Here is a 23,800-nt window from a genome sequence, read left to right on the forward strand (position 1 = left end):
AAGGAACGCCTCGAACTCCTGTCCATCGACCGCGACGCCCACCGTATCGAACTGCGTGTGGTGTTCGAGTTGCAGGTTCGACTCGATGGTTTCGCGGCTGGCTTCGCCCGCCGTGGCGTCGGACAGGGTGCCCTTCCCCTTCGAGCCGTAGCGGACGAAGAAGTTGGTCTGCGTGAGCGCCTGTTCGGGGGTCAACTGGCGCTCGGCGGTGACGCCCGGACTCTGTTCCCGAAGCGTTTCGAGTTCGTCCGCCAGCTCGCCAACCCGCGCTTCAAGTCGGTCACGCTCCGATTTCAGTTCGTCACGCTCCGCTTCGGTTTGTGCGAGTTTCGACTGGAGCGCCTCTATTTTCTCCGCTCGCGCCGTGAGTTCGGCCTCTATCTCCTTCGCCCTGTTCGACTGCCCGTGTCGGGGCGACTGTTGCGGCGTGGGTTGTCGCTGTGCGGATTGGCGTTGTGGCGTCTGCCGAGCGGTCCGTCGCTGTTTGACGCCCGCGTCGGACGTGGACGAAGTGGTCTACCCCGAGCGACTGGGAGCCATCGGTGCGAAAAACGCCCTCCTCGGCGGGAACATCCGCGCCATCGCCGATATCGCCCAGAACTTACAGGTGGTCGAACTCACCATCACCGAGGAGTCACCCATGCGCGGCTACTCCATCAGCGAACTCGAACTCCCCGCGAACTCGCGCATCCTCGCGTTCGGCAAGCACGACGAGCGGATCGGCATTCCGCTCCCGGACGACTCCCTCGAAGTCGGCGACAGGGTAGCCGTCCTCGCCGATTTCGCGGTGTTGGACGACGTTCGGAAGATACTCGTCGGCGACGGCAGTCGAGCGGCCGCGGGAGCGGGGGGTGTCTGAGATGGTCGCCGCATACATCATGGTCAAGGCGAATACGGGCGAGGCGGACCGGTTGAAGAACGAAATCCTCGATATCGACGGCGTGGAGGACGTTCACATCGTCGCGGGCGACGTGGACCTCATCGTGAAGGTGGACGTCGAGAAACCCGCCGAAGTGAAGACCGTCGCTGCCGACGGAATTCAGGGCGTGCAGGGCGTCGAGGACACCCAGACGTACATCTCGATGGACTGACATCCAGAGCCGAGAGAATCGCAAAACGACGCCGTTCGTCCTCTTTGTACGCCGTTCGGATGCCGTTCGTCCGATTCATACGCTTCGGACGTCGCTCGACTGCCACACGACCGATAGCCGACCGTTAGTCGTAGGATTGGTGTGCCCGGTTCAACATCCCCGCGGCGGGTTCGTCGTAGTCGTAGCCGGGAATCAGACCCTGCATCCACGTCCCCTCCGCGAAATCTACGACCGCCTTCGCGTTCTCGGCCGCTTTGTCGGGATACCCCGAGAACTCGACTTCGAGGACTACTTCGTCACCATCTCGCGTTATCGTCGGTGGCGTCGCGTCGTCCGAGGAAACGACCGTGTGGGCGTCTTCCAGTCGGAGTTCGAGCGTTTCGAACCAGCCGGTTTCAACGACGTCGGCGACCGAATCGTCCGCCACGACGCCCGAAATCATCGGCATTCTGACGGTCACTTGGATGGAGTCGGATACGGTAACGCGTCCGTCGAACGGCGTCGTGGTCACGAGATAGCCGTCGTCGTCCGGTTCGAAGCCGTCGTGCAGGCCGAAGGCTCGTTCGACCGCGTTCGTCTGCGTCATTGCCCGTCGGTAGGGCCGGAGAACGGAAGGGCGTTACGAGAAGTCGCGGCGGACATCGACGTCGGACGACCAGTACAGGTCGTGGTCGTAGACGACCGCCGTATCTTCGAGTTTTAGGTATCGTTGCAACTCGTCTCCCGTGACCGTGAACGTCGGTAGGTCGCCACCCAATAGGTAGTACGACTCCTCGTCGTCGATGTACGGAAGGAGGAACGACCCCATCGAATGTTGGTTCGTCGGGTAGGTTCGAATGCCGAGCGCGTACTCGTCATCGCCGAGCGGTTCGACCGAGAACACGACCGGTGCGCTCTCCGATTGGACGACTTGGATGCTGCCGTCGCCGACGACGACGTACTGATTGCCGACGAGTCGCCGTCGGCGTGCGATGGAAAGCGCCGCCCGGAGGGGGAATCCGGCGTTGAGCAGTTTGGCGATGGTTTGGCCGATGACGGTGGCTCCGGCGTTGCCGATTTCGCTGTACGTGACGATGCCGCCGATGCTGCCCGCCTCGATGAGGCGTTTGCCGGGGACGTACGACCGACAGGCGTTCAGCAGAAACATATCGACGCCCACGGTCGCCACGTCGTCGGGATGGAGAAGTCCGTCGTGGCAAACGAACGCCTCGTTTTCGACGTGGCCGATGTAGTGGAAGAAGTCGGTCGGTTCGCGGAGGTGTCGCCGGAGGTCCGCCGTCGAGCAGTTCCGGTCGATGGTCACGTCGAACGGCAGTTCGTCCCGGTGGTAGTACAGCGAATCCCGGTACTCCGCTTCCATCTTCGGGTCGTTACAGATGATAGTGATCTGCGGGTCGTCCGTCGACCCATCGCGGTCCACGCGATGTTCGAACCCGGCATCGACGAGTTTGTTCCCGCCGACCGGTGCGCCGTCGCCGAGCCACGCGTGTTCGAGCGTCTCCGTCTTCGGCGGCACGACGTACCGCTCGTCGGGGGCGGGTTCCACGGGATACCTCCTGTCCACGTCGGTCGTCCGCGTGAACTCGCCGATATCTGCCGCCGTCGCGACCGGCTCGCTGGACGCTCCGTCAGTCGTCGCCACGCCGATTATCGGCAAGTCTCGAATGACGTACGGAAGTTGGGCCGCGTTCCGGTGGTCGTCCGTGGCCTGCACTGCGAGCCGCCACGTGGGAAGCACGTCGTCGAGTAGCGAGAACGGCACGTCGAGGTACGCCAGCAGTCGGTCCGAAAGCGACGCATCGTAGAGGACCGCGAAGTCGAGGTCGACGAAGGGTTCCACTTCCCGCCGTTCGTGTAAGTCGAAGCGATACAACCCCTCGGTACGGGTGAGACAGTCGAGCAACAGGGTCTGTTTGAGGACGCGGGCCGTTTCGCCTTCGAACCCGCGCTCCGGGTGGTCGAGGGCGTGGGAACCGCTGTCCGTGACGATTCGGGGGGAATCTCCGGGGACGACCGTCGCGCCGAGATAGTACGCGAGCGAGGCGACGGGAAAGATGAACTCGAACGTCGGCGGGACTTCGATGGTCACGCCCGTTTCCGGCGGTTGCAGGTCGTCCGGAACGTGGAGTTCGTCGCCGAACTCGACCGTCGGGGGGTGTCCGCGGAGCGTGGGGAACGACCGCTCCGGACTGGTCGTCTTCAACGCCGACCCGAACGAGGAGATGGCCGCCATCACGTCCTCGGGGTCGCTCGTCGTCGTCACCGTTCCCGCCGGGCGGGTGTGGTCGGACCGAGCACCGATTTCGAGGGGGGATTCGTCGCCCAACGAGAGGGTTAGCCGGTCGTCCCCAACCTCAAAGTCGAGAGCGGATTCCACGCGGAGATACGTCTTCACCGGCGTCGTCAGTTCGACGTAATATTCGTCGGACGGGAGCGTCACCTCCGTCTCGTGGTCGACCGTGGCGACCAGTTCGCCGGACGTATCGCGGACGAACGCGGAGACGAAGAACGGGAACTCGATGCGGTCCGTTCGGACGCGGGCCACCGCACTGACCGGCGCGGCGAACCCATCGACGGAGACGGGACGGGGGTCCACACACTGTGACGTTTCGATAGCGTACTGACACCGTTCCAGCGGGTCGATGATGGAAACTCCGGGTCGGTCGTCCCGCGGTCGAAAAAGCGGCTCGACGCTTCGGCCGATGGTATTGGGGACGGGTACGTCACTCATTGGCGGATGACCTCAAACGTCGAACCACTCGGTCGTGTAGCTCGTCTCGCGGAGGTGCCAGCGCTGTTCCGGGCCGCTGTCCCCCGCACGGAGTTCGATTATCGCGTCGAACCGGTGTGCGATGGCGCGAACCTGCGGCGAATCGCGGTCGATGGGAAGGACGTAGTGGCCCATCCCGGAGACGTCCTTGACGCGGTGACAGAGTGTATCGAGAAACGCATCGACCTCGGCGTCGTCGTGGGTCTCCACCAGCGGGCGGAGCGTATCGAAACAGAAGCGAAGCTCGGCCGGTGCGAACCCGCCGTGTTCCGTGTCGAGGCGTTCAATTGCGTCGACGATTTCGTCGCGGAACTCGTGTATATCGCCGTCCACGCGTTCGACGGTCGGGGTGGTCCGTACCGAAGATTCGGCGGCCGCGGACCGAGCGCCGGTGTGATAGTCCACGACGTGCGCGTCCGACCCGGCGGAACCGGCGCGAGAGAGACGAGTACGCGCCGTCGAGATGCTGCGGTCGTGGAGCGCGAAGAGCCGCGTTCGGTTGCGCGTCGAATCGCCGAGTAGCGGGACGCTGGCGGCGTCGACGACGGAATCCGGGACCGACCCGACGACGAGCAGATTCCCCCCGAGTCGCTTGATGCGTGCGAGACCCGGCTCGATGGTTATCGACCCGTCGCCGCGAACGGTCACGTGGTAGCCGTACAGAGAAAACGAGAGTCGCCCGCCGCGTCGCGGCGTGCCGTCGTCGCGTGACTTGAACAGTTTGTCGAGCGCCTCGGGGTCGATAACGTCGTAGAGTTGTTCGGGGATGTCCGCCGGTTCGACGCCTGCCACGTCCGCGACAGCCACCGTCACCGTCGTGCTGAGTGACTGCGGGCTGGAGAGGTCGTGTTGCACGCGGTACACACCGCGCTCGTCAGGGGAACCGTCCTCAGTCATATACTTTTTAAGCTTCTGTGAGCGACAGTGAAAAACCCATCGTCACTTCTCTGACAGTGGTTTCGTGCGACAGGTGTTTTCGTCGCGCTCTCCGTCGGTTCTCGAACCGCGGAAACCGCTCTCGACGTTCGTTCCGCTCCGACCACATCGCCCCGTCCACTAACCACACCGTCCAATTCACCCCACCCATTCGTACGCGCGGGAGAACATCCACGGAACAACGACGAGCAGGCCGCCGAGACACATCGCGAAGAGGGCCGCCATATCCCCGAGGGTCCACCGCTTCGAATCGCCGCCGGACGGGGGGAGACGCCCGGCGTTCTCCGGCGTGCCCGAATCGGTCGTCGAACCGTTCGGGACGGCGCTCGTGCGCTCGGTCCCTCGGTCGGGTTCCGTCGTCCGCTCCCGCGTCGTCTCGGACTCGATAGCGGTCGTCGCTGATGCCGATGTCGTCTCGGTCGGCGTCGTGGCTGGTGCCGTAGTCGTCGTGGTCACTGGGGTCGTGGTCGGAGTCGTCGGAATCGTCGTGGAGGGCGGTGTCGTCGTGGTCGCGGTCGTGGAGGGCGGCGGCGTCGTCGTGGTCGCGGTCGTGGAGGGCGGCGGCGTCGTCGTGGTTGTCGTCGTAGTCGGCGTCGTTGTTGTGGTGGTCGTGGTGGTCGGTATCGTTGTTGTGGTGGTCTGGGTGGTGGTCGTCGTTGCGGTTGTGGTCGTGGTGGTCGTTGTTGTCGTGGTTGTTTGAGTAGTCGTCGTGGTTGTCGTCGGAATCGTCGTGGTCGTCTGGGTCGTCGTGGACCTCCCGGTGGTCGTGGTCGCGTTGGTCGTCGTGGACGTCGTAGACGGCGAGGTGGTCGTGTTGGTAGCGGTCGCCGTCGCGTTGGTCGTCGCGGCGAGCACGCCCGGAGCACCACCGCCGCGACCGGCGGACGAGGTGACGTTCCCGGCGATGAGAAGTCCTGCGATGAGTAAGAGAGTGAGCACACGGGATACCGAGGTTCGCGTCTGGACCGGGAGCATGGGTCGCTGCTCATCGCTTCCCGTCATCGGTTGATTATTGTTACGATTTTTCCGAACAAACGTAAATATCTTACAATAATTTGTTCTGATTGGTATTGTTTGTGTGAACTTCGAAGATGAGGTTTGAAACGTTCAGAGTTCGGATGGTGGACGTGAGCAACAGATTCGATTGACGTGACAGCGTTTCGCACGTCGAGTCGGATTTGATTCAATTCGTCCGACAGGTACGATGGTTGTCGTTCTCGTGGGAGGACACGTGCAGGTTGCTATCCGCCATCGAAACTGTCGAAGTTCGGTACGATTCTGGTCGAGCATCGCCGTGAAACCCATTCTTTCGGCTCTTCGCACCGAAATTCGAACCCGTCGGTCGATACCATTAATCCCCCGAAATCAGATATGTGGGATGAAGCGAACGAGGTTATAGCCACAAAGACAGGTGCTAGAACACCTACCTCGTTTGCTTCGGACCACTACCGAAGCATGCTCGACAAGGATTCTCCGCAAGAAAAGCGTACCGCTCAGCGACCGCTCCCGAAAACCTGTCCGCGCTGTGACGAGCGCGTCAGGAAGATAACGGTGACTGGCCCCGAGTACATGCGGCTGTGGCCGTGTGGACATCGGCTAGCCGCGTAGGGAGTTCCGACAGTTCGGTTTTGGTGGGCCGTTCGGTGGAAGCCGTCGTTCAGTTCGGTGATGCGCTTCGGACAGACGTGTCTACTCGGTTGGCAAGTACAGCGGATAGAATGCGGATGCGAGGGATGGGATTCGAACCCATGGACGTCTACACGAGCGGGTCTTAAGCCCGCCGCCGTTGGCCTAGCTTGGCAACCCTCGCGCGTCAGTCGATTACCGCTTCCCCTGCAAGTGGGTTTCGGTTAGGGGTGGCCTCCCCTGTTTATCACGCCTCGAACCGAATCCCCGTCCATGCTCGCCCTCTCGCGCGAAGCGTACGATACGCTCGTCAGTCGCGCGCGTCGCGGCCGTCCCGCGGAGATTTGCGGAATCCTCGCGGGCACCCGCGGGGACCCTGCGAACGTCGAGGACGTGTTTCACGCGGAGAACGTCGCGGCGGACGCGCGGACGCACTACGAGATCGACCCGGAGGAGCAACTCGCGGTCATGGAACGAATCGAAGCGGACGGCCGAGAGGTCGTCGGGTTCTATCACTCCCACCCGCTCGGCCCGGACGAACCGAGCGCGACCGACGCGGCGGACGCGACGTGGGACGGGTACTCCTACGTCATCGTCTCGCTGAACGGCTCGCACCCGTTCGTCGGGTCGTGGCGCTGGACCGACGAGGGATTCGAACCGGAAGTGGTGCGACTGGCGTAGCCGCGCGAACCGCCGCAACCACCGAGAACGGTAGCAATCTAGGGGCGGGATTTTTTACGTCGCTTCGAACACAGGTGGCATGGACGAAACGGAACCCGTCGTCGCGGCCGACCGAATGGACTCGACCCACCGCGCGAAACTGGCGCTACAGTGCTGTAAGACGAGACACGCGCCCGATTCTCGGGTCGCGGTCTTCGACGTAACTCCCGACGCCGGAGGACGAGAATCGAACGGGGACGAACTCGTACTCCGTGGAGCGGTTTCCACCCCCCGACACGAACACGAAGCGTGCGAGGCAGTCGAGCGCGCGACCGGACGAACGACGACGAGCGACCTCACCGTCCTCGAATCGCTCCGAACGGAGAAGACCGTCGCGCGGTCCGTCGTCCCCGTTCGCGGGGACGCGGACGACGAGGGTGAACAGGTGACGCAAGTCCTGTACGGCGCGCGAGTCGCCGTCTTCGACCGCGACGGCGACTGGGCGCGGGTGTTCACGCCCGACGGGTATCTCGGGTGGGTCGATGTGGACGCGCTCGCCGAGATGGAAGTCGAGGACGCGAACGCGGTCGTCGCCCGCGATACCACGACGACGGAGGGCGAGACGGTGTACGCCGGAACCCCCTGCAAAGTCGAGGACGATACCGAAACGGCGGCCGTCTTCCGAACCGGCGAACGGGTGGCTTCGGCGGATGGGGCGATTCAGCGACCGCCGGAGAATCCCACCGGGGACGATATCCTCGAAATCGCACGAGAGTATCTCGGAACGGAGTACGACTGGGGCGGCATGACGAGCGACGGAATCGACTGCTCCGGGCTGGCGTGGATTTCCTACCGGGTCAACGGACTCGTCCTTCCGCGCGACGCGGACCAACAGCGGGCCATGGGCGAGTCGGTCGAGCGCGACGACCTCCGTCCCGGCGATTTACTCTTTTTCCCCGGTCACGTCGCCATCAGTCTCGGCGGCGACGAGTACGTCCACGCCTACGGCGGCGCGGAAGCCGTCGTCATCAACAGTCTCGACCCGGAAAGCGATTCGTACATCCCCGACTTGGACGAGAAGTTCGAACTCGCGCGACGGCTCATCTGAGCCACGCGAACACGGCGTCCCCGATTTCGGCGATGGCGTCCGCCGCATCGGCACCCGTGTCGGACGTCGCTCGCGCGCCGTCCGTCTCCGTCCCACTAACCCCGTCGATGAAGACCGAAAAAACGAGCGGTCGGTCGCGGTCCGGCACCGACAGGAAGCCGGTGTCGAGCACGGCGGTCGGAAGCCGTCCGGTTTTGTGCGCGACGTCGGTTTGGTACGGGAGATAGCGCGGAACCATCGACGTGTCCTTCTGGGCGGCGAGCGGGACGCGCATTCGCTCGTAGGCGGCCGCGGAAAGCGTCGTCTCGCACACGAGGTCCGCGAAGAACCGCGCACAGTCGAGGGGTGCCGTCGCGTTCGTCGGTTCGTCCGCGGGAACGTGCACGTCGAACTCCGCGAAGTCGGTGTCTTCGAGCATCGTCATCATCTTTCGCGCGAGGCGGGTTCGGTCCATGCCGAGACGGGCCGCGGCGTCGTTCACCGCCGACATCCCGAGGTGGTCGATGAGTTGGTTCGTCGCGGCGTTGTCGCTCACCGAAATCATCGCACGCGCGAGGTCCTCGACCGTCGGCGTGGCGTCGAGGAGGTGCAACAACCCGCTCCCACCGACGCGGTTTTCGAGCGAGAGGGGGCAGGACCGGTCGAGTTCGTCGAGTCGGTCGGCGGCGTCGTACCGCTCGTAGAGGGCGTAGAGGACGGGGAGTTTGACGGTGCTCGCGCTCTGGAAGACGCGCGTCTCGTCGTGAGAGCACACAACGTCGAACTCGTCCGGGCCGGACGGGAAGCCGAGAAAGACGCCGAGGTTGCCGTCGATGGTCTCGTCGTACGCCGCGATGGTGGCCGCCAGTTCGTCGCGCGTGTCGATAGCGGGGGCGTCAGGACGCATCGGTCATCGACCCCGGTTTCGTCGCCATGTCGACACACTGGTCGCCCGCGCCTACAAATAGTTTCGTGTCGGAGGGGGTTTGGCAAAGAACGACCGACGAATCGGAGAAAGTGTCCACCTAGCATGGGAGGGTCAACCGTTATCCGCCGCTTGTGGGATGTTCGGGCATGGAACTCACGGAACGAACGGAGCGGTTGCGGAGGCACGCCGACGACCTCGTGTCGGCGTACGGGTCGCCGCTGTACGCCTTTTTCGAGGACGACCTCCACGCGAACTACGGGACGCTCCGGGACGCGTTGGACGAGCAGTATCCGAACTCCGAGGTCCACTTCGCGGTGAAGGCGAACTACAACCTCGGCGTCCTGTCGGTGCTTCGGGACGCCGGTTGTAAGGCGGAAGCCTACGCGCGCTGTGAACTGACGGCCACTCAACGGGCCGGATTCGACCCCGAGGACGTGCTCCTCACCGGGATGAACCGAGCGCCCGAGGACATCGAACGGGCGCTCAACTGGGGCGTCTCCCACCTCCTCGTGGACAACGCGACGGAGTTGGAGAAGATACTCGTGGCCGCCGAGGCGACCGAAACCGTGCCGGACGTGCTGATTCGCGGCAATCCCGCGATGGAGGTCCCGACCCACCCCGAAGTGGCGACGGCGACCCGCGAGAGCAAGTTCGGGCTCGACATCGAGAGCGGGCGGGCGATGGCGGTCGCGCGGCAGGCCGTCGAATCGGAGTTCGTCTCGCTCGCGGGCGTGCAGTTGCACGTCGGCAGCCAGATTCGCGGCGTCGAACCCTACGGAGTCGCGGCCCGCGAGATGCTCGGCTTCGCGGCGGACGTGCGGGACGAACTCGGCGTCGAAATCGACGTGCTCGACCTCGGCGGCGGATTCCCCGTTCCCTACGACGAGGACGTGCCGGACACCGAAACCATCGTGGCGCACATGGCCGAGACGATTCGGGAAACGTGTGTACAATACGACCTCGACGAGCCGCGGCTGTTCGTCGAACCGGGCCGACGCCTCGTCGGCAACGCCGGAACCTTCCTCGGGACGGTCGGCGTCGTCAAGGAGACGCCCTACGCCGACTTCGCAGTCCTCGATGGGGGAACGAACGCGGTGTCGTCGTACTGGCCGTATCCCGTCTACGCGGTGAAGGACCGCGAACCGACGCGGACGTACCACGTCGCCGGGCCGCTCTGTTACTCCGGCGACGTGCTGAGCGAGGACGTCCCGCTGCCCGAACTCGGCCCCGGCGACCTCGTGGCGGTGGACAGAATCGGCGCGTACTCGCTCGGCAGCGCGAGTCACACCAACGCCGAGCCGAAACCGCCGGTCGTGTTGGTCCGAAGCGACGGCGGATACGACCTGCTCAGGAAACGCGAGTCGTGTGACGACGTGCTCGGAAACGACTCGATCCCCGAAGGACTGGGCGACGAACGGAAGTGAGCGAAGTAGTCCGAGCGACGAACGTCGTGAGAAAGCCATTCGCAACGGCCCCCGCCGTGAGAAAGACCTTTGCGTGGCGGGGACGGTGACGAATCTATGAAACCGTCAGAGAGGCTTTCGCCCGACCCGGTGGGGGAAATCGAGGACGCGGGGGGGTTTGTCGCGGGTCTCGTGCCGAATTCGGTCGCGCTCCGTTGTCTCTCCGTCGAACTCCGCGCGCCCAGTGAAATCGTCGTCGGCGAACCGGCGCGGTTCATGTTTCGGGTGGAAAACAGGTTCCCGATTCCGTTGAGCGTTCGATTACCGACGAGCAAGCTGTGGGGATGGTCGGTGAACGGAATCCCGGAGGCCGACGAGCGGGGGTTCGAGCCACCCGAGACGCCGCGGACGGTCGCGTTTCGACGGCAGGGAGTCAGATTGTTCGAGGGGACGTGGGACGGACAGATTCGTCGCGCCGGGGACGACGGGGACGTGTGGCGACCGATACCGGGGACCCAAACCCTCTCGTCGTTTCTTGCGACGGATACGGACCGTCAAAATCTGGTCGATAGTGTGGAAATAAGTGTCGTCTCGCGTTAGCCCTAGTATGAAAGGGCGGCGTTATATGCCACGTCCATCTTTGCTATTAGGTATCACGAACCGGGGGAATTACCCCGACGACCGATACCATGACAGATCAATACGAATACTCGTTGAATCGACGGCGGTTTTTGACGGTGAGCGCACTCGGCGGTGCAACCGCGCTCGCTGGCTGTGGCGGTAAAAGCACGACCGGTGACAATCCCGGCGGAGCCGGAACGGACAACTCTGGCAACACGGACACCGGTGGAAATGGCAACGGAGGCGCAAAGGGTGGAACGTTCGTCAACACCGCGCCCGAGGACGCGACGACCCTCGACCCACGTATGAACGAACTCGCGTGGGCCAACGGGATGTTGAATTACATCTTCGACCCCCTCTTGGCCGTCAAACCCGACGGGAGCGAGGTGGTCCCCCACCTCGCCAAGGAGAAGCCGAAAAAGCAGGACGAGACGACCTACACCGTTCCGATTCGGCAGGGCGTAACGTTCCACGACGGAAGCAAGCTCACTGCCGACGACGTTGAGTACTCGTTCAGCTGGGTGCTCAACCCGGACAATAAATCCACGAATCAGGAGAACCTCGCGTTCATCGATAACGTCAAGAAGTCGGGCGATTACGAGGTGACGTTCAACCTCAAGCACCCTTACGCGCTGTTCGAGTTGACGCTGGCGGGCATGAACGCCGCCATCATCCCGAAGAAGGCCGCGGAAAGCAAGGGCCAAAAGAAGTTCGCCCAGGAACCAGTCGGAAGCGGGCCGTTCAAACTCAAGGATTGGCAGTCCGGCTCCGACCTCACGCTCGAACGCTTCGACGACTACTTCCTCGAAGCGCCGAACCTGAAGCAGCTCAAATACCGCATCATCCCCAAGGCGTCGGTGCAGTTCGTCGAGTTGGCGACGGGAAACGTCCACCAGGCGGGAGTCCCGAAGGACCTCCTCAAGAAAGCACAGGGCCAGAGCAACATCCAGATGAAGCGCATCTCGCAGTTCGACTACAACGGCCTCATCTTCAACGCGAAACACGAGCCGTTCGGCAACCGAAAGGTGCGCAAGGCCATGCAGTACCTCGTCGATTACGACGAGATGCTGAAGGTGACGAAGGGCGAGCTAGGCAAGCGCGTCTACGGCTTCATGCCGAAGGAAGTCAACGAGGCATGGGACTTCCCGTGGAAGGAATGGAAGGAAAAGTACTACCCGGCAAAGGACCACGACAAGGCGAAACAGCTCCTGAATGAGGCGGGCTACGGCGACGGTTTCGACGTGAACATGTCCACCCACTCCTCTGGGAAGTTCAAGAACATGGCCATCATGCTCCAGAACGAGATGGACAAGGTGGGCATCAACGCCGAGGTGCAGGAGGTGTCCATCGGCGAGTGGCTCGACCAACTCGACACGGGCGAGTACGACGTCACCTTCTACGGTTGGTCGGGCGGGCAGGACCCGGACGGGTTCTACTACTACCTGTTCCGCGACCCGCGCAACGACGACAGCCCGGTGCCGGACGACTACGTGGGCAACGCGTCCGCCGGGATGCTCTACGAGGCGCACCCCGACAGCAAGAAGCTCCAGAAAGCCGACGAAAAGATCCGCAAAGCGCGGGAACTCCAGAGCCGCGACGAGCGCCGACAGCTGTACATCGACGCCGCGGAGACGTTCATGTCCGAGTACCCGCACATTCCGGTCTACTCGGAGCAGTCCGCCACCGCGTGGAGCAAGAAGGTGAACGACTACGAGCCGACCGCGTTCGTCTCACAGCCGCTGTGTAACGAGTGGTCGAACTCGTCGCTGAGCAACTAACTCCCCATCCATTTCCGTACACACGAATCATGAGCATGTATCGATACACCGCCCGGCGGCTCCTTCAAATGATACCAGTCCTGCTGGGGGTTTTCACGCTGACGTTCGTAATGATGCACTCCCTTCCGGGCAATCCGGTTCGAATCTACCTCGGCCTGAACCCGAGCAAGGAGCTCGCGGACCAACTCATTCACCAGTATGGCTTCGACCGACCGCTGTGGCAACAGTACCTCGACTACCTCGGGCGAATTCTGCACGGCAACCTCGGCGAGTCGTTCATGCGAAAACGACCCGTCGCCGACCTGATGATGGAACGCATCGCCCCCACGCTGACGCTGATGGGCCTGTCCTACGTCATCGCGTTGCCGATTTCGATCCTGCTCGGCGTCTACGCTGCCTCGCGGCACAATCAGCTCGGCGACCACGTGTCGCGCTTCTTGGGACTGGTCGGACTCTCGACGCCGAACTTCTGGCTGGGACTGATGCTCATCTTCCTCCTCGCCTTGGAGTTCCAGTGGCTCCCGGCGTCCGGGTACGTCCCGTTCGCCCAAGCCCCAGTCGAGTCCACGAAACGACTGATAATGCCAGTCATCACGCTCGCGACCGCACAGACCGCGACGCTGATGCGGATGACGCGTTCGAGCATGGTCGAGGAGTTATCGCAGGATTACGTCCAAACGGCGCGCGCCTACGGACTTCCCGAGCGGCGCATCCTGCTCAAACACGCCTTCAGGAACGCGCTGTTGCCGCTCGTCACCATCATCGGACTGCAGTTGTCATTCTTGCTGGACGGCAGCGTCATCGCCGAGAAAATCTTCGCCATTCCAGGCATTGGCCGGTTGTTCTTCACCGGCATGACGCACCAGGATTACGGCGTCATCATGGGTCTCACCCTGATATTCGCGTTCCTGTTCCTGATGGGCGTCCTGTTGACGGATCTGGCCTACGCCTACATCGACCCGCGAATCAGATACGACTGACATGAGTACGAATCAACCAGTTACGGAAGCCGAAATCGACACGGAGAGTCGCCTACAAGGGACGATTCGAGAGTTACGGCACAGTCCGACGGCTATCGCCGGTGCGATAATGGTCGGCGTTCTCGTCGTGCTGGCCGTCTTCTCGACCATCGACCTCGTGGCGTTCAATAAGCAACTCATCACCGCCATCCACGCGGACCCTCATCAGATGAACACGATGAACCGCTACTCGCCACCGTCGCTTTCCCACCCGATGGGGACCGACCAGTTTGGGCGTGACGTGCTGTCGCGTGTTATCTACGGGAGCAGAATCGCGCTCGCCATCGGCGTCATCTCAGTCGGAATCAGCTTCCTCGGCGGCGTCGCCTGCGGTGCGACGGCGGCCTACTTCGGCGGTCGAATCGACGACCTCATCATGCGATCGCTGGAGGTGTTGTACTCGATTCCCGGCCTCATCCTCGCCATGACGCTCATGGCCATCATGGGACCGAGCGTGTACAACCTCTTTCTCGCCTACGGGGTCATCGGCATTCCGGCATACGCCCGCGTGATGCGTTCGGAAGTCCTCTCCCTTCGGGAGGCGGAGTACGTCGAAGCGGCGCGCGCCGCCGGACTGCCGACCCGGACCATCCTGTTCCGCGAAATCGTTCCCAACGGGCTGACCGCGGTTATTGTTCAGGCAACGCTCTCGATGGGCGGCGTCATCATCGGCGCGGCGGCGCTGTCGTTCCTCGGATTCGGCGTCCAGCCGCCTACGGCCTCGTGGGGACGGATGCTGAACGATGCACAGCAGGCCATGATAATCGCGCCGTGGGCCGCCGTGTTCCCCGGCCTGATGATATTCCTCACAGTGATGGGATTCAACATGCTCGGCGACGGCCTCCGCGACGCGATGGACCCGCGGACCACCCTGTGGAAGCCCGACTGGGACGAACTCGGCGACGACTTCCTGCCCACCGACGACCGACAGAGAGAGGAACCCGACGCGGTGACGGACGGCGCGGCGACGGACGGCGGAACGACCGTCGATAGACGACCCGACGAAGACGGAGGAAACCGATGAGCCTACTCGAAGTCGAGAACTTGCGGACGTACTTCTACACCGAGAGTGGTATCGTACAGGCAGTTGACGGCGTGAGTTTCGAGGTCGACAGGGGCGAGACGCTCGGACTGGTCGGCGAGAGCGGGGCCGGAAAGAGCGTCACGGTGAAGAGCCTCCTCGGCCTCGTTAACTCGCCCGGAAAAGTGGTCGATGGCTCCGTCCGATTCGACGGACGCGACTTGACCGAGTGCTCCGAGCAGGAACTCCGGCGGGAGGTCCGCGGGAGCGAAATATCGTTCGTCTTTCAGGACCCGATGACGGCGCTGAACCCCGTCTTCACCGTCGGAAATCAGATCGCCGAAATCGTCGAGTATCACACCGACGCCACGGAGTCGGAAGCCTACGACCGAGCCATCGAACTACTGGACGACGTGGGAATCCCGGACCCGGAACAGCGGGTGGACCAGTACCCGCACGAGTTTTCGGGGGGGATGCGCCAGCGCGTCCTCATCGCCATGGCGCTGTCGTGCAATCCGAAGCTCATCATCGCGGACGAGCCGACGACGGCGCTCGACGTGACGATTCAGGCCCAAATCCTCGACCTGTTCGACGAGATTCAGGCGAAGTACGACACCGCTATCGTCTACGTCACCCACGACCTCGGCGTCGTCCGCGAGGTGTGCAACCGCGTGGCCGTGATGTACCTCGGCAAGGTGGTCGAACACGCGCCCTACGAGGAGTTGTACCGCAATCCGAAACATCCGTACACGCAGTCGCTCTTGCGCTCGGTCGTTAGACCGGACGAACGAGTGGATAATCTCAATCCCATCGAGGGGACGATGCCGAGCGCCATCGACCCGCCGTCCGGGTGTCGATTCCGTACGCGCTGTCCCGTCGCGGTCGACGACTGTGCGCGAATCGAACCGCCGCGACTCGACGTGGGGCCGGACCACGATTCGGCCTGCATCCTCTACGAGGAGGGGTACGGAACCGACGAACCGCGACTGCACCAGCGAGGAAAACCATGAGTCAACAGGTACGACAGCCACCGAGAGGGAAGGACGAACCGCTCCTCAGGGTCGAGAACCTGACGAAACACTTTCCGGTGAACACCGGGTTCATCAGTTCGCTCAGGTGGAACTCCGACGGCGGCTTTCCACTGACGCTGGACGACCAGCGCGTCAGGGCGGTCGATGGCGTGAGCTTCGACCTGCAACCCGGCGAGACGCTCGGCGTCGTCGGCGAGTCGGGGTGTGGGAAATCGACGCTCGCACGAACCCTTCTCGGGTTGACGGAACCGACCGGCGGTACCGTCGAGTTCCGCGGAACTCGGACGACGACGTTCGATTCGGACGCAAAACGGACGTTCCGCCGGAACGCCCAGATGGTGTTTCAGGACCCGCAGTCGAGTCTCAACCCGCGACGGAAGGTCGGGAACATCATCGCGGACCCGCTGGAAGCGGCCGGATGGGACGAGGACCGACGGCGGGAGCGGGTCGTCGAACTGCTCGGACAGGTCGGGTTGAAGGAGGAACACTACGGCCGCTACCCCCACGAGTTCTCGGGAGGGCAGCGCCAGCGCATCAACCTCGCGCGGGCGCTCTCCATCAACCCGGACCTCGTGGTCGCCGACGAACCCGTGAGCGGCCTCGACATGAGCGTGCAGGCCCAAATCCTCTCGCTCATGCAGGACATTCAGGACGAGTACGACCTGACCTACCTGTTCATCACGCACGACCTGAGCGTCGTCCGGAACGTCGCCGACCGCGTGGCCGTGATGTACCTCGGCGACTTCGTGGAGACGGGACCTGTCGAGCGCATCTTCACGGAGCCACATCACCCCTACACCCGCGCGCTGCTCGATGCGGTCCCGAACCCCGACCCGGACACGCGCGCCGTCGAACCGAAACTCGTCGGCGACGTGCCGAGTCCGAGCGATCCGCCGTCCGGGTGTAAGTTCCACACGCGCTGTCCGGATATCATCGTCCCCCATCCGTTCACGCGCGAAACCTACCGCGAGTACATGGACCTCAAGGAGGACGTTCGAGCGGAGTCCCTCAAAACGGACGCCGAACCCGCCGCCGTTCGGTCGGAATACTTCACGGAAACGCTCCCACGGCGGTCGACGAGAGGGTCGAGCAGGCCGTCTCGGCCGCGGCGAGTGGAGATTGGGAGGGCGCACGGGAGGCGCTCGATACGTACCAGTCGCCGTGTGAAACCGACGTGCCGGAACTGGAATCGGTCGCCGACGGACAGCAGTCGGCCTGTCACCTCGACGTCGATGACCGGGCCGCGTTCTCGTGGTGAGCGGAATGGACGCCGACGCGAGCACTCCCGACGCCGACGCTCCCCACACCGACAGCCTCGACTCGGATTCGTTCGCCACGAGCGTACTGGCCCGCGAACGCGGCGGGTCCGTCCTCGCGTCGCGGAACCCGGACGTGCCGCTCCCGCCCGCGTCGAACACGAAACTACTCACCGCCGCCCTCTCGCTGCATCACCTCGCCCCGTCCTATCGCTTCGAGACGCGCGTCTCGCGGCTGGGAGATTCGCTCGTGCTCTCGGGGCGGGGGAACCCGTCTCTGTCGCCGGACGACCTCTCGCGGCTCGCCGACGCGGTTCGGGACGCCGGTATCGGGAGCGTGACGAACATCATCGCGGATACGGGATGGTTCTGCGACCAATCTCGCGGACCGGGCTGGATGTGGGAAGACGGGCGGTACGGCTACGGCGCGGAGAGCACCCCGCTGGCGCTTTCCGGCAACACGGTTTCCGTTACCGTGTCCGGCACCGACGTCGAAGTGACGCCGGACACGGATGCCGTCGAAATCCGCGCCCAATTCGACGAAGCCGCGGCGGAGTTGCGGGTGTTCCGCGACTGTCCCGAGAATACGATTCGAGTGGAAGGAAAACCCCCCGGAGAACCCCAAACCGAAACCGTCCCGGTCGGTGACCCCGTTCGTCACTGTCTGCTCGCGTTCCGTGACGCGCTCGAAGCGAAGGGCGTGAACCACACCGGCGGCGTTCGCGTCACGGACGATACCGAATCGGGCGAGACGGTCGCCACCGTGACCTCTCCGCCCGTCTCCGAACTCGTCCGCGAGATGAACGTCCCCTCGGACAACTTCCTCGCGGAGCAACTCGCCCGAACCGTCGCCCGCGAAGTTCGCGCCGAAGGGTCGTGGGACGCGTGGGAACGCGTCGTCGGCGACTTTCTCGACGCCCGCGACGCCGGGCGGGCTCGAGTCCGCGATGGGTCCGGCCTCTCGCGCTACAACCTGATTTCGGCGCGGGGGCTGGTGCGGACGCTCGAATGGGTCGGAGAACGGCCGTGGTCCGAGACGTTCTTCGACTCGCTTCCCGCACCAGGCGAGGGAACACTGGCGGAGCGGTTCGCCGACGTTTCGGGCGTTCGGGCGAAGACCGGCACGCTCACCGGGAGCAGGACGCTCTCGGGAATCGTCCGCAGGGAGGACGGAACCGACGTTTTGTTCTCCGTCCTCCTCGGCGGACTCGTGGGCGACGACGAGGAGCGGGCGCGGGAGCGAATCGACGCGTTCGTGTCGGGAGTGGCTGACTGAGCGCGAAGGTTTTTCAGTAAAAACGAGGCCAGTCCGCCCCATGGACCGGTTCCTCGAATCCATCGGAACGATAGCCGTCGAGCAGCTGGTTGTGGTGTTCCGGTTCCCGATTTCGTTTCCAGTCTCGTTGTACCCGCGGAGGTATCACTGCGAAAAGAGGCAAACGTCCGCGAGCGTACAGTCCGCGGACGAACACGACCCGGATGGAAGAAATGCGTCGAACATCATCGACGCGGGACCGCCACCGCCTACCCGTAGAACTCGTTCCTCCCCGCACCGCCGCCGTGCAACATCGCCACGGACGCCTCGAACGCCGCGACGTACGAGTCCGCTTCGATGCGGGTCGTCCGACCAGCGACGCGTTCGACCGACGGAATCCCCGCCGCGCTGGCGGCCTGATTCGTCGCCGCCCAGTCGGCCTCGATGGTCACCGGTTCGTCCGGCGTCGGTTGCGCGAAGTCTGACGCCCGTCGAGCAACCCGACTGACCGCCCGCTCCGCACCGTCCCGAATCCGCTCCCGTGCCCGTTCGGGTGGGAGGCAATTCGCGGTGAACCGGTCAACGGCGTCCTTGACGACGGCGGTTTCGACGTCCTCCAGCTGGTCGAGCGCCTCCGCTTCGGTCGCGTCGTCGCCCGTGACGAGGCCGACCGGAACGCCGAGCGAGGCCGCGAGTCCGGCGTTCCAGCCGAGTTCGCCGACCTCCGTGCCGTTCACGCGGAGCGAGAGGAGGACCTGTCCGTAGTAGGTGTGGTTCAGGACGGCCTCCGGCGTTCCGGCTTTGGCGTGATAGCCGACGAAAAAGGCGACGTCGTGGTCCTCGGACAGACCCTGCATCATCGACCACGGTTTCGTACCGCCGCGGATCAGGCGGGCCGATTCGTGCAGCGATTTGCGGGGCAAGTTCGTCATCGAGGAGTGCGAGTCGTTGACCAGGACCGCCTCGGCACCGCCGGAGAGAGCGCCCTCGACGGCCGCGTTCACGTCGGCGACCATCGCCTCCCGTCCGGCGGGGTAGTCGGCCTCGCCTTTCACCACGTCGCTCGGGTCGGCGATGCCCGTGATTCCCTCCATGTCGGCGGAGATGAAGACCTTCATCGTTCGTCCTCCAACACTCGTTCGACCTTCCTCAAGGTTCGTCTCCACGTTGCCCGCTTCGAGAAGACGTGATTCTCGTCGGGGTAGTGGTCGGCGTCGAACTCCTTTCCGAGGTCGGTGAGCGTTTCGACCACCACGTCGAGTTGCTCGAAGTTGACGTACCGGTCGCCCGTCCCGTGGAAGTTGTACAGCGGAACCTCGTAGTCCGTCATGTGTGTCACCGGTGACGCCTCGTCCCAGCGCTCGGGGACCACCCACGGTTCGCCGCCCATCCGCAACACCTCCGCGGAGACGGCCGCCGGATACTTCGTCTCCTCGGCCCAGTCGCGGTACAGTTCGAGGTCCGCCAATCCCGCGAGGTTGATGCCGAGCGAGAAGGTGTCGGGGTGCGTCCCGAGGACTTGGAGCGTCGCGTAGCCGCCGTAGGAGAGACCCCACACGGCGACGGAATCGGCGGCCACGTAGTCCAGCGATTGCAGGTACTCGCCCGCACGCGCCACGTCCTCGATTTCGTCCTTCCCGCGGGACCCCGCGATGGCCTGTCTAAACTCCCGGCCGTAGCCGATACCGCCGCGATAGTTGACGAAGAGACAGGCGTAGCCCTTCGCGGCGAGGTACTGGTGATACGTGTAAAAGAGACCGTAGGAACGCGACGGATGCCAACCGTCGCGCATCTGGCGCATCGGCCCGCCGTGAACGCAGACGACGGCGGGAAGGTCCGCGGCGTCGTCCGCGACAGAATCGGACTTCCGCGGGTCCAACAGATAGCCGTCGATACATCGTCCCGCGCTTTCGAACTCGATTCGGTCGGGGTCGATGGGGGCCGTCGGCCATTCCTCGACTGACGAGCGGGTGAGTCGCCTCGGTTCGCCGTCGGCCACGCTCGAAACCCGAAGCTCCGGCGAGCGAGTTCGGTCGGCGTGGACGTACGCGAAGGTTTCGCCGTCCGGCGCTGGGCGTGGGTGGACGTTGGTTCCGGGCGTCTCGACGAGCAGTGTCGTGTCACCGTCGAGGGTAACGGAGAACAGATGTCGCTGGCCGGGGTCGTTTCGATTGGAGGCGAAAACGAGCGTCTCGTCGTCCACCCACCGCGGCGTCGCGTCGGCGACGCCCTTGTCCTCGAACGTCCCGCGAGTGAGTTGGGTTCGCTCTCCAGACGTCACATCGACGACGTGAACGTGGTCCCACCCGTCCAACGGGAGCGAGAGTGCGATTTTCGTCCCGTCGGGGGACACCGCCGGGGCACCGCTCGAAACGATACCGCGTTCGCGGTCGATTTCCTCGGCGAGAACGGCCTCCTCGCCCGTCTCGGGGTCCGCGGCGACGATTCGTCTCATCGTCCCGCCCTCACCACGCCGGTCGAAAATGATGCGACCGTCGGCCAGCCACGCGGGGCAGGAACTCGCCATCTCGCCGTGCGTGCGCCAGACCAGCTCGTCGGTGTGGCCGCTGGCGGATTCGACATCGATGACGCCGACGTGAGTGGTTTCGTCCTCCACGAACCGATAGGCCAGATGGGTGTCGTCGTCGGACCACGCGAACATCCGGGATTCGCCGAGGAACGGGCCTCGTTTCGGCCCGTCGAACCCGCGTTCGGTTCCGGTTTCGGCGTCGCGGACGGTCGGTCGTCCGTCCCGGTAGAACGCGAACCGCGTCCCGTCGTTCGACCACGTGTACGACTCCGTGGGCTCGGGTCCGGAGAGCAGTCGCTCGGTCGTCCGTCGCTCCGGGTCGGCGAGGAGTAACTCGCCTGCGCCGGTCGCAACGAGCAGTTCGGACTTCGTCGGCGACCACGCGAAATCGGCGACGTAGCACTCCTCGGGGGCGAATCGCCACGAGCGGTTCCCGTCGGGGTCGGTCACGAACAGGACGTTTCCGTCGTCCTCGTAGGTCGTCGCCGCGAGAAAGTCGCCGTCCGCGGACCACGACGGAGGGCCGGGATACTCCACGTCCAATACGTCGGAAATAGTGAGGGAAGGTGGCATGCATCACCATTCGGGGCGACCCTCAAATCGGTTCGTGATGCGGCCAACGGGACAGCGCGGTCAGTAGTTTCGCTTGGCGAGTTTGGTGAGGAAGGCGTTGAGGACCTTCTGTTCGCCCTTCCTGAGGTGTTCGAGGAACGTCGGGCCGCTGATGCCGAAGTCGGCGGCGATGTCGTTCGCGGTCACGTCACGCGGCCAGTTGTAGTAGCCCGCCTCGTGCGCCGAGAAGAGACACTCCGTCTGGCGGGCCGAAAGCGAGTCGTAAATCCGGTCGCTGGTGTTGGCGAACTCCACGTTGTCGTGGGGGTCGACCTCGTGAATCGATTCCAACTGCACGTCGTACTCGTCTTCGAGTCTGGTGAAGACGGATTCGAGTTGGTCCGAGCGGACGAGGACGGTCCAGTACTCGTACCCGCCGGTGATGTGCACTGGTTCGATGGGCATGAACTCCGAGTTGACGATTTCCGGGACGATGCTGGACGAGCGCGCGTAGGTGACGACGACGCGGGCGCGGTCGCCGCTGTGTTTCAGGATAGCCGTGCTCTCGACCACGCGGTGGGAGTCGATGGCTTCGACGAACGTCTCGATGTCGTGGTCACCCTCGGAGACGATGATGAAGTCACCCTTAACCATCTCGTCGGTCGGGTAGAGCGACTTCTCGATGATGTGGGTTCCGTCGTACTCGTCGGAGACTTCGAGCGTCCAGCATCCCGGATGCCAGAATTTGAGTTCCACTTGCCGATGTGTCGTTCCGTCGTGTTTCTCCGAGACGTGGATGACGCTCATTCTGAGTGTGTCATTCTCCCACATCATGAAAAATTTGTGTATTGCGGAGATTACATTTCAGAAGAATATCGATTCGAGAAAATGTCGGACAATATGAGACACCGGGACGTGCGTTCGGGTCGGTCCGGTCGCACCTACACCCGTTTTTGGGCCGACCACACCGCCGCCCCGCCGAGCAACAGCGCCGGGATGAGCGGCAGGATGAGGTAGGCGAACTTGAACGGCAGATAGGGCGGATTGAGGTAGATGAGCAGCGGCGAAACGACGAACGCCAGTACGATTACGCCGACCAGAATCCACCCGCTCCGTCCGAACTCCCTCGATTCGCTGTTCTCGGTCATCATAACTCGCTATCGGGTTTTACCACCACTTTACCAAAGCCTTCCCGGTTTTCGAGCATCTCGTGGGCGCGGGCCGTCTCGCTCATCGGGAGGACCTCCCGAATCGCGGGTTCGAAGGTGCCGTCCCAGACGAGTTCCATCACGTCGTCCGCCTCGCCGAGGCTGGCCATCGTCGAGCCGATGACCGAGAGCTGGTTCCAGAAGATTCGGTTGATGTCGGTTTCCGGTTGGCCCCCGGTGGTCGCGCCACAGGTGACGATTCGTCCGCCCTTGGCGAGACTCTTGAGTGAATCCTGCCACGTGGCCTTGCCGATGTGGTCCACGACGACATCGACGCCGCGTCCGCCGGTCAACTCGCGGATTTGCGAGGCGAAATCCTCGGCCTCGTAGTCGATAACGTGGTCGGCACCGAGTTCGCGGGCGTGTTCGAGTTTCGCCTCGCTGCTCCCCGTGGCGTACACCGTCGCTCCCGCGTAGTCGGCGATCTGAACCGCCGCGTGGCCGACGCCGCCGGACGCGCCGAGGACGAGAACGTGTTCGCCCGACGTGACGTCGGCGCGCGTGATGAGCATCCGCCACGCGGTCTGGAAGACGAGCGGGGCCGCCGCGGCCGTCTCCCATGAGACGCCCTCGGGAACCGAAAGCAAGTTATCCTCGGGGACGGCGGCGAGTTCGCTGTGAACGCCGCGGACGTGCTCGCCGATGATGTGGTAGTTGACGCACATCGAGTGCTCGCCGTGGCGGCAGAACTCGCACTTCCCGCAACTGACGCCCGCCGAGAGCGCAACGCGGTCGCCGGGTTCGAAGCGCGTCACGTCTTCGCCGACGTCCACGACCTCGCCCGCCCCGTCGCTGCCGGGGATGTGCGGCATGTCGAGGGTGATCCCGGGCAGTCCGCGGCGCGTCCACACGTCCAAGTGGTTCAGCGCACCCGCCTTCACGTCGACGAGAACCTCGTCGCGTTCTGGTTCCGGGTCGGGGAAATCGCCGTATTCGATAACTTCGGTTCCGCCGTGTTCCGTGAACTGGACGGCCTTCATGCTTGCACCGTCGGCGGCGAAGACTAAAACTGTGTGCAAATCAGGGGT

23 protein-coding genes, 1 tRNA gene and 2 pseudogenes are annotated in these 23,800 nt (G+C 63.8%); 14 read left to right on the forward strand and 12 right to left on the reverse strand.

The window, feature by feature from the left end:
- Window positions 1–195 (reverse strand): hypothetical protein (locus BG842_RS31365; protein ID WP_394327469.1); only part of this gene is annotated, 195 nt, incomplete at its 3' end.
- 298 nt (window positions 196–493) lie between these two features.
- On the opposite strand from BG842_RS31365, the pseudogene BG842_RS09625 reads away from it, so the two are divergent.
- Together BG842_RS09625 and BG842_RS09630 are read left to right on the forward strand one after the other, a co-directional pair.
- Window positions 494–859 (forward strand): annotated as a pseudogene (locus BG842_RS09625) (TrkA C-terminal domain-containing protein); the annotation flags it as partial.
- A gap of 1 nt (window position 860) precedes the next feature.
- Window positions 861–1,091, forward strand: a complete 231-nt coding sequence (locus tag BG842_RS09630) for an Lrp/AsnC family transcriptional regulator (protein WP_069450390.1) — start codon at window positions 861–863, stop codon at window positions 1,089–1,091.
- A 124-nt stretch (window positions 1,092–1,215) separates the two neighbouring features.
- On the opposite strand, the gene BG842_RS09635 is transcribed toward BG842_RS09630, so the two are convergent.
- The 4 genes from BG842_RS09635 to BG842_RS09650 all read right to left on the reverse strand — a co-directional run bounded on the left by BG842_RS09635 (window position 1,216) and on the right by BG842_RS09650 (window position 5,253).
- Window positions 1,216–1,677, reverse strand: coding sequence for a DUF5813 family protein (locus tag BG842_RS09635; RefSeq protein WP_069450389.1), 462 nt, complete (start codon window positions 1,675–1,677; stop codon window positions 1,216–1,218).
- Window positions 1,678–1,710: 33 nt separating this feature from the next.
- Entirely contained in the window at window positions 1,711–3,822 is a 2,112-nt protein-coding gene (locus tag BG842_RS09640; RefSeq protein WP_069450583.1) for a hypothetical protein, read from the reverse strand.
- A gap of 12 nt (window positions 3,823–3,834) precedes the next feature.
- Window positions 3,835–4,758 carry a HalOD1 output domain-containing protein gene (locus tag BG842_RS09645; protein WP_254663021.1) on the reverse strand — a complete coding sequence of 308 codons (924 nt, stop codon included), beginning with the start codon at window positions 4,756–4,758 and terminating at the stop codon, window positions 3,835–3,837.
- A gap of 177 nt (window positions 4,759–4,935) precedes the next feature.
- Window positions 4,936–5,253: a hypothetical protein gene (locus BG842_RS09650; RefSeq protein ID WP_069450584.1), complete on the reverse strand. Its 318-nt coding sequence runs from the start codon at window positions 5,251–5,253 to the stop codon at window positions 4,936–4,938.
- A gap of 7 nt (window positions 5,254–5,260) precedes the next feature.
- On the opposite strand from BG842_RS09650, the gene BG842_RS09655 reads away from it, so the two are divergent.
- Together BG842_RS09655 and BG842_RS09660 are read left to right on the forward strand one after the other, a co-directional pair.
- Window positions 5,261–5,497 (forward strand): hypothetical protein, encoded by a 237-nt coding sequence (locus tag BG842_RS09655; RefSeq protein WP_175424117.1) that lies wholly within the window; start codon window positions 5,261–5,263, stop codon window positions 5,495–5,497.
- Window positions 5,498–5,506: 9 nt separating this feature from the next.
- Entirely contained in the window at window positions 5,507–5,806 is a 300-nt protein-coding gene (locus BG842_RS09660) for a hypothetical protein (protein WP_069450586.1), read from the forward strand.
- Window positions 5,807–6,522: 716 nt separating this feature from the next.
- Here BG842_RS09660 and BG842_RS09665 read toward each other — a convergent pair.
- Window positions 6,523–6,607, reverse strand: a tRNA-Leu gene (locus tag BG842_RS09665).
- Between the two features lie 89 nt (window positions 6,608–6,696).
- Here BG842_RS09665 and BG842_RS09670 point away from each other — a divergent pair.
- Together BG842_RS09670 and BG842_RS09675 are read left to right on the forward strand one after the other, a co-directional pair.
- On the forward strand, window positions 6,697–7,104 hold the full coding sequence (locus BG842_RS09670) for a desampylase (protein WP_069450587.1): 408 nt from the start codon (window positions 6,697–6,699) through the stop codon (window positions 7,102–7,104).
- Between the two features lie 79 nt (window positions 7,105–7,183).
- Window positions 7,184–8,191, forward strand: a complete 1,008-nt coding sequence (locus tag BG842_RS09675) for a C40 family peptidase (protein ID WP_069450588.1) — start codon at window positions 7,184–7,186, stop codon at window positions 8,189–8,191.
- On the opposite strand, the gene BG842_RS09680 is transcribed toward BG842_RS09675, so the two are convergent.
- Window positions 8,184–9,077 (reverse strand): serine hydrolase, encoded by an 894-nt coding sequence (locus BG842_RS09680; RefSeq protein ID WP_069450589.1) that lies wholly within the window; start codon window positions 9,075–9,077, stop codon window positions 8,184–8,186. The genes BG842_RS09675 and BG842_RS09680 overlap by 8 nt on opposite strands.
- A 167-nt stretch (window positions 9,078–9,244) precedes the next feature.
- On the opposite strand from BG842_RS09680, the gene lysA reads away from it, so the two are divergent.
- The 8 genes and pseudogenes from lysA to dacB all read left to right on the forward strand — a co-directional run bounded on the left by lysA (window position 9,245) and on the right by dacB (window position 18,503).
- Window positions 9,245–10,522 (forward strand): diaminopimelate decarboxylase, encoded by a 1,278-nt coding sequence (gene lysA / locus BG842_RS09685; protein WP_069450590.1) that lies wholly within the window; start codon window positions 9,245–9,247, stop codon window positions 10,520–10,522.
- 96 nt (window positions 10,523–10,618) lie between these two features.
- On the forward strand, window positions 10,619–11,101 hold the full coding sequence (locus BG842_RS09690; RefSeq protein ID WP_069450591.1) for a hypothetical protein: 483 nt from the start codon (window positions 10,619–10,621) through the stop codon (window positions 11,099–11,101).
- Window positions 11,102–11,190: 89 nt separating this feature from the next.
- On the forward strand, window positions 11,191–12,900 hold the full coding sequence (locus BG842_RS09695; RefSeq protein ID WP_069450592.1) for an ABC transporter substrate-binding protein: 1,710 nt from the start codon (window positions 11,191–11,193) through the stop codon (window positions 12,898–12,900).
- Window positions 12,901–12,929: 29 nt separating this feature from the next.
- Window positions 12,930–13,880: an ABC transporter permease gene (locus tag BG842_RS09700; RefSeq protein WP_069450593.1), complete on the forward strand. Its 951-nt coding sequence runs from the start codon at window positions 12,930–12,932 to the stop codon at window positions 13,878–13,880.
- Between the two features lies 1 nt (window position 13,881).
- The gene (locus BG842_RS09705; RefSeq protein WP_254663022.1) at window positions 13,882–14,943 is read left to right on the forward strand and encodes an ABC transporter permease; all 1,062 of its coding nucleotides are present in this window, start codon (window positions 13,882–13,884) and stop codon (window positions 14,941–14,943) included.
- Complete coding sequence (locus tag BG842_RS09710; protein WP_069450594.1) at window positions 14,940–15,950, forward strand: ABC transporter ATP-binding protein; 1,011 nt, start codon at window positions 14,940–14,942, stop codon at window positions 15,948–15,950. The genes BG842_RS09705 and BG842_RS09710 overlap by 4 nt, the downstream gene beginning before the upstream one ends.
- A pseudogene (locus BG842_RS09715) lies at window positions 15,947–16,837 on the forward strand (ABC transporter ATP-binding protein); the annotation flags it as partial. The gene BG842_RS09710 and the pseudogene BG842_RS09715, both read left to right, overlap by 4 nt.
- 397 nt (window positions 16,838–17,234) lie before the next feature.
- Window positions 17,235–18,503 (forward strand): D-alanyl-D-alanine carboxypeptidase/D-alanyl-D-alanine-endopeptidase, encoded by a 1,269-nt coding sequence (gene dacB, locus BG842_RS09720; protein WP_254663025.1) that lies wholly within the window; start codon window positions 17,235–17,237, stop codon window positions 18,501–18,503.
- 248 nt (window positions 18,504–18,751) lie between these two features.
- Here the strand turns inward: dacB and BG842_RS09725 are convergent, their stop codons facing one another.
- From BG842_RS09725 to BG842_RS09745, 5 genes are all read right to left on the reverse strand, one after another.
- Window positions 18,752–19,600, reverse strand: coding sequence for a M55 family metallopeptidase (locus BG842_RS09725; protein WP_069450596.1), 849 nt, complete (start codon window positions 19,598–19,600; stop codon window positions 18,752–18,754).
- Window positions 19,597–21,585 (reverse strand): prolyl oligopeptidase family serine peptidase, encoded by a 1,989-nt coding sequence (locus tag BG842_RS09730; RefSeq protein ID WP_254663023.1) that lies wholly within the window; start codon window positions 21,583–21,585, stop codon window positions 19,597–19,599. Before BG842_RS09730 ends, BG842_RS09725 begins: the two co-directional genes overlap by 4 nt.
- 60 nt (window positions 21,586–21,645) lie before the next feature.
- The gene (locus BG842_RS09735) at window positions 21,646–22,371 is read right to left on the reverse strand and encodes a helix-turn-helix domain-containing protein (RefSeq protein WP_007976921.1); all 726 of its coding nucleotides are present in this window, start codon (window positions 22,369–22,371) and stop codon (window positions 21,646–21,648) included.
- A 134-nt stretch (window positions 22,372–22,505) separates the two neighbouring features.
- Window positions 22,506–22,712, reverse strand: a complete 207-nt coding sequence (locus BG842_RS09740) for a hypothetical protein (RefSeq protein WP_254663024.1) — start codon at window positions 22,710–22,712, stop codon at window positions 22,506–22,508.
- Entirely contained in the window at window positions 22,712–23,752 is a 1,041-nt protein-coding gene (locus BG842_RS09745; protein WP_007976917.1) for a zinc-binding dehydrogenase, read from the reverse strand. Before BG842_RS09745 ends, BG842_RS09740 begins: the two co-directional genes overlap by 1 nt.
- Between the last annotated feature and the right edge of the window lie 48 nt (window positions 23,753–23,800).

Source organism: Haladaptatus sp. W1 (assembly GCF_001723155.1).
In the GTDB taxonomy this organism is placed as follows: domain Archaea; phylum Halobacteriota; class Halobacteria; order Halobacteriales; family Haladaptataceae; genus Haladaptatus; species Haladaptatus paucihalophilus.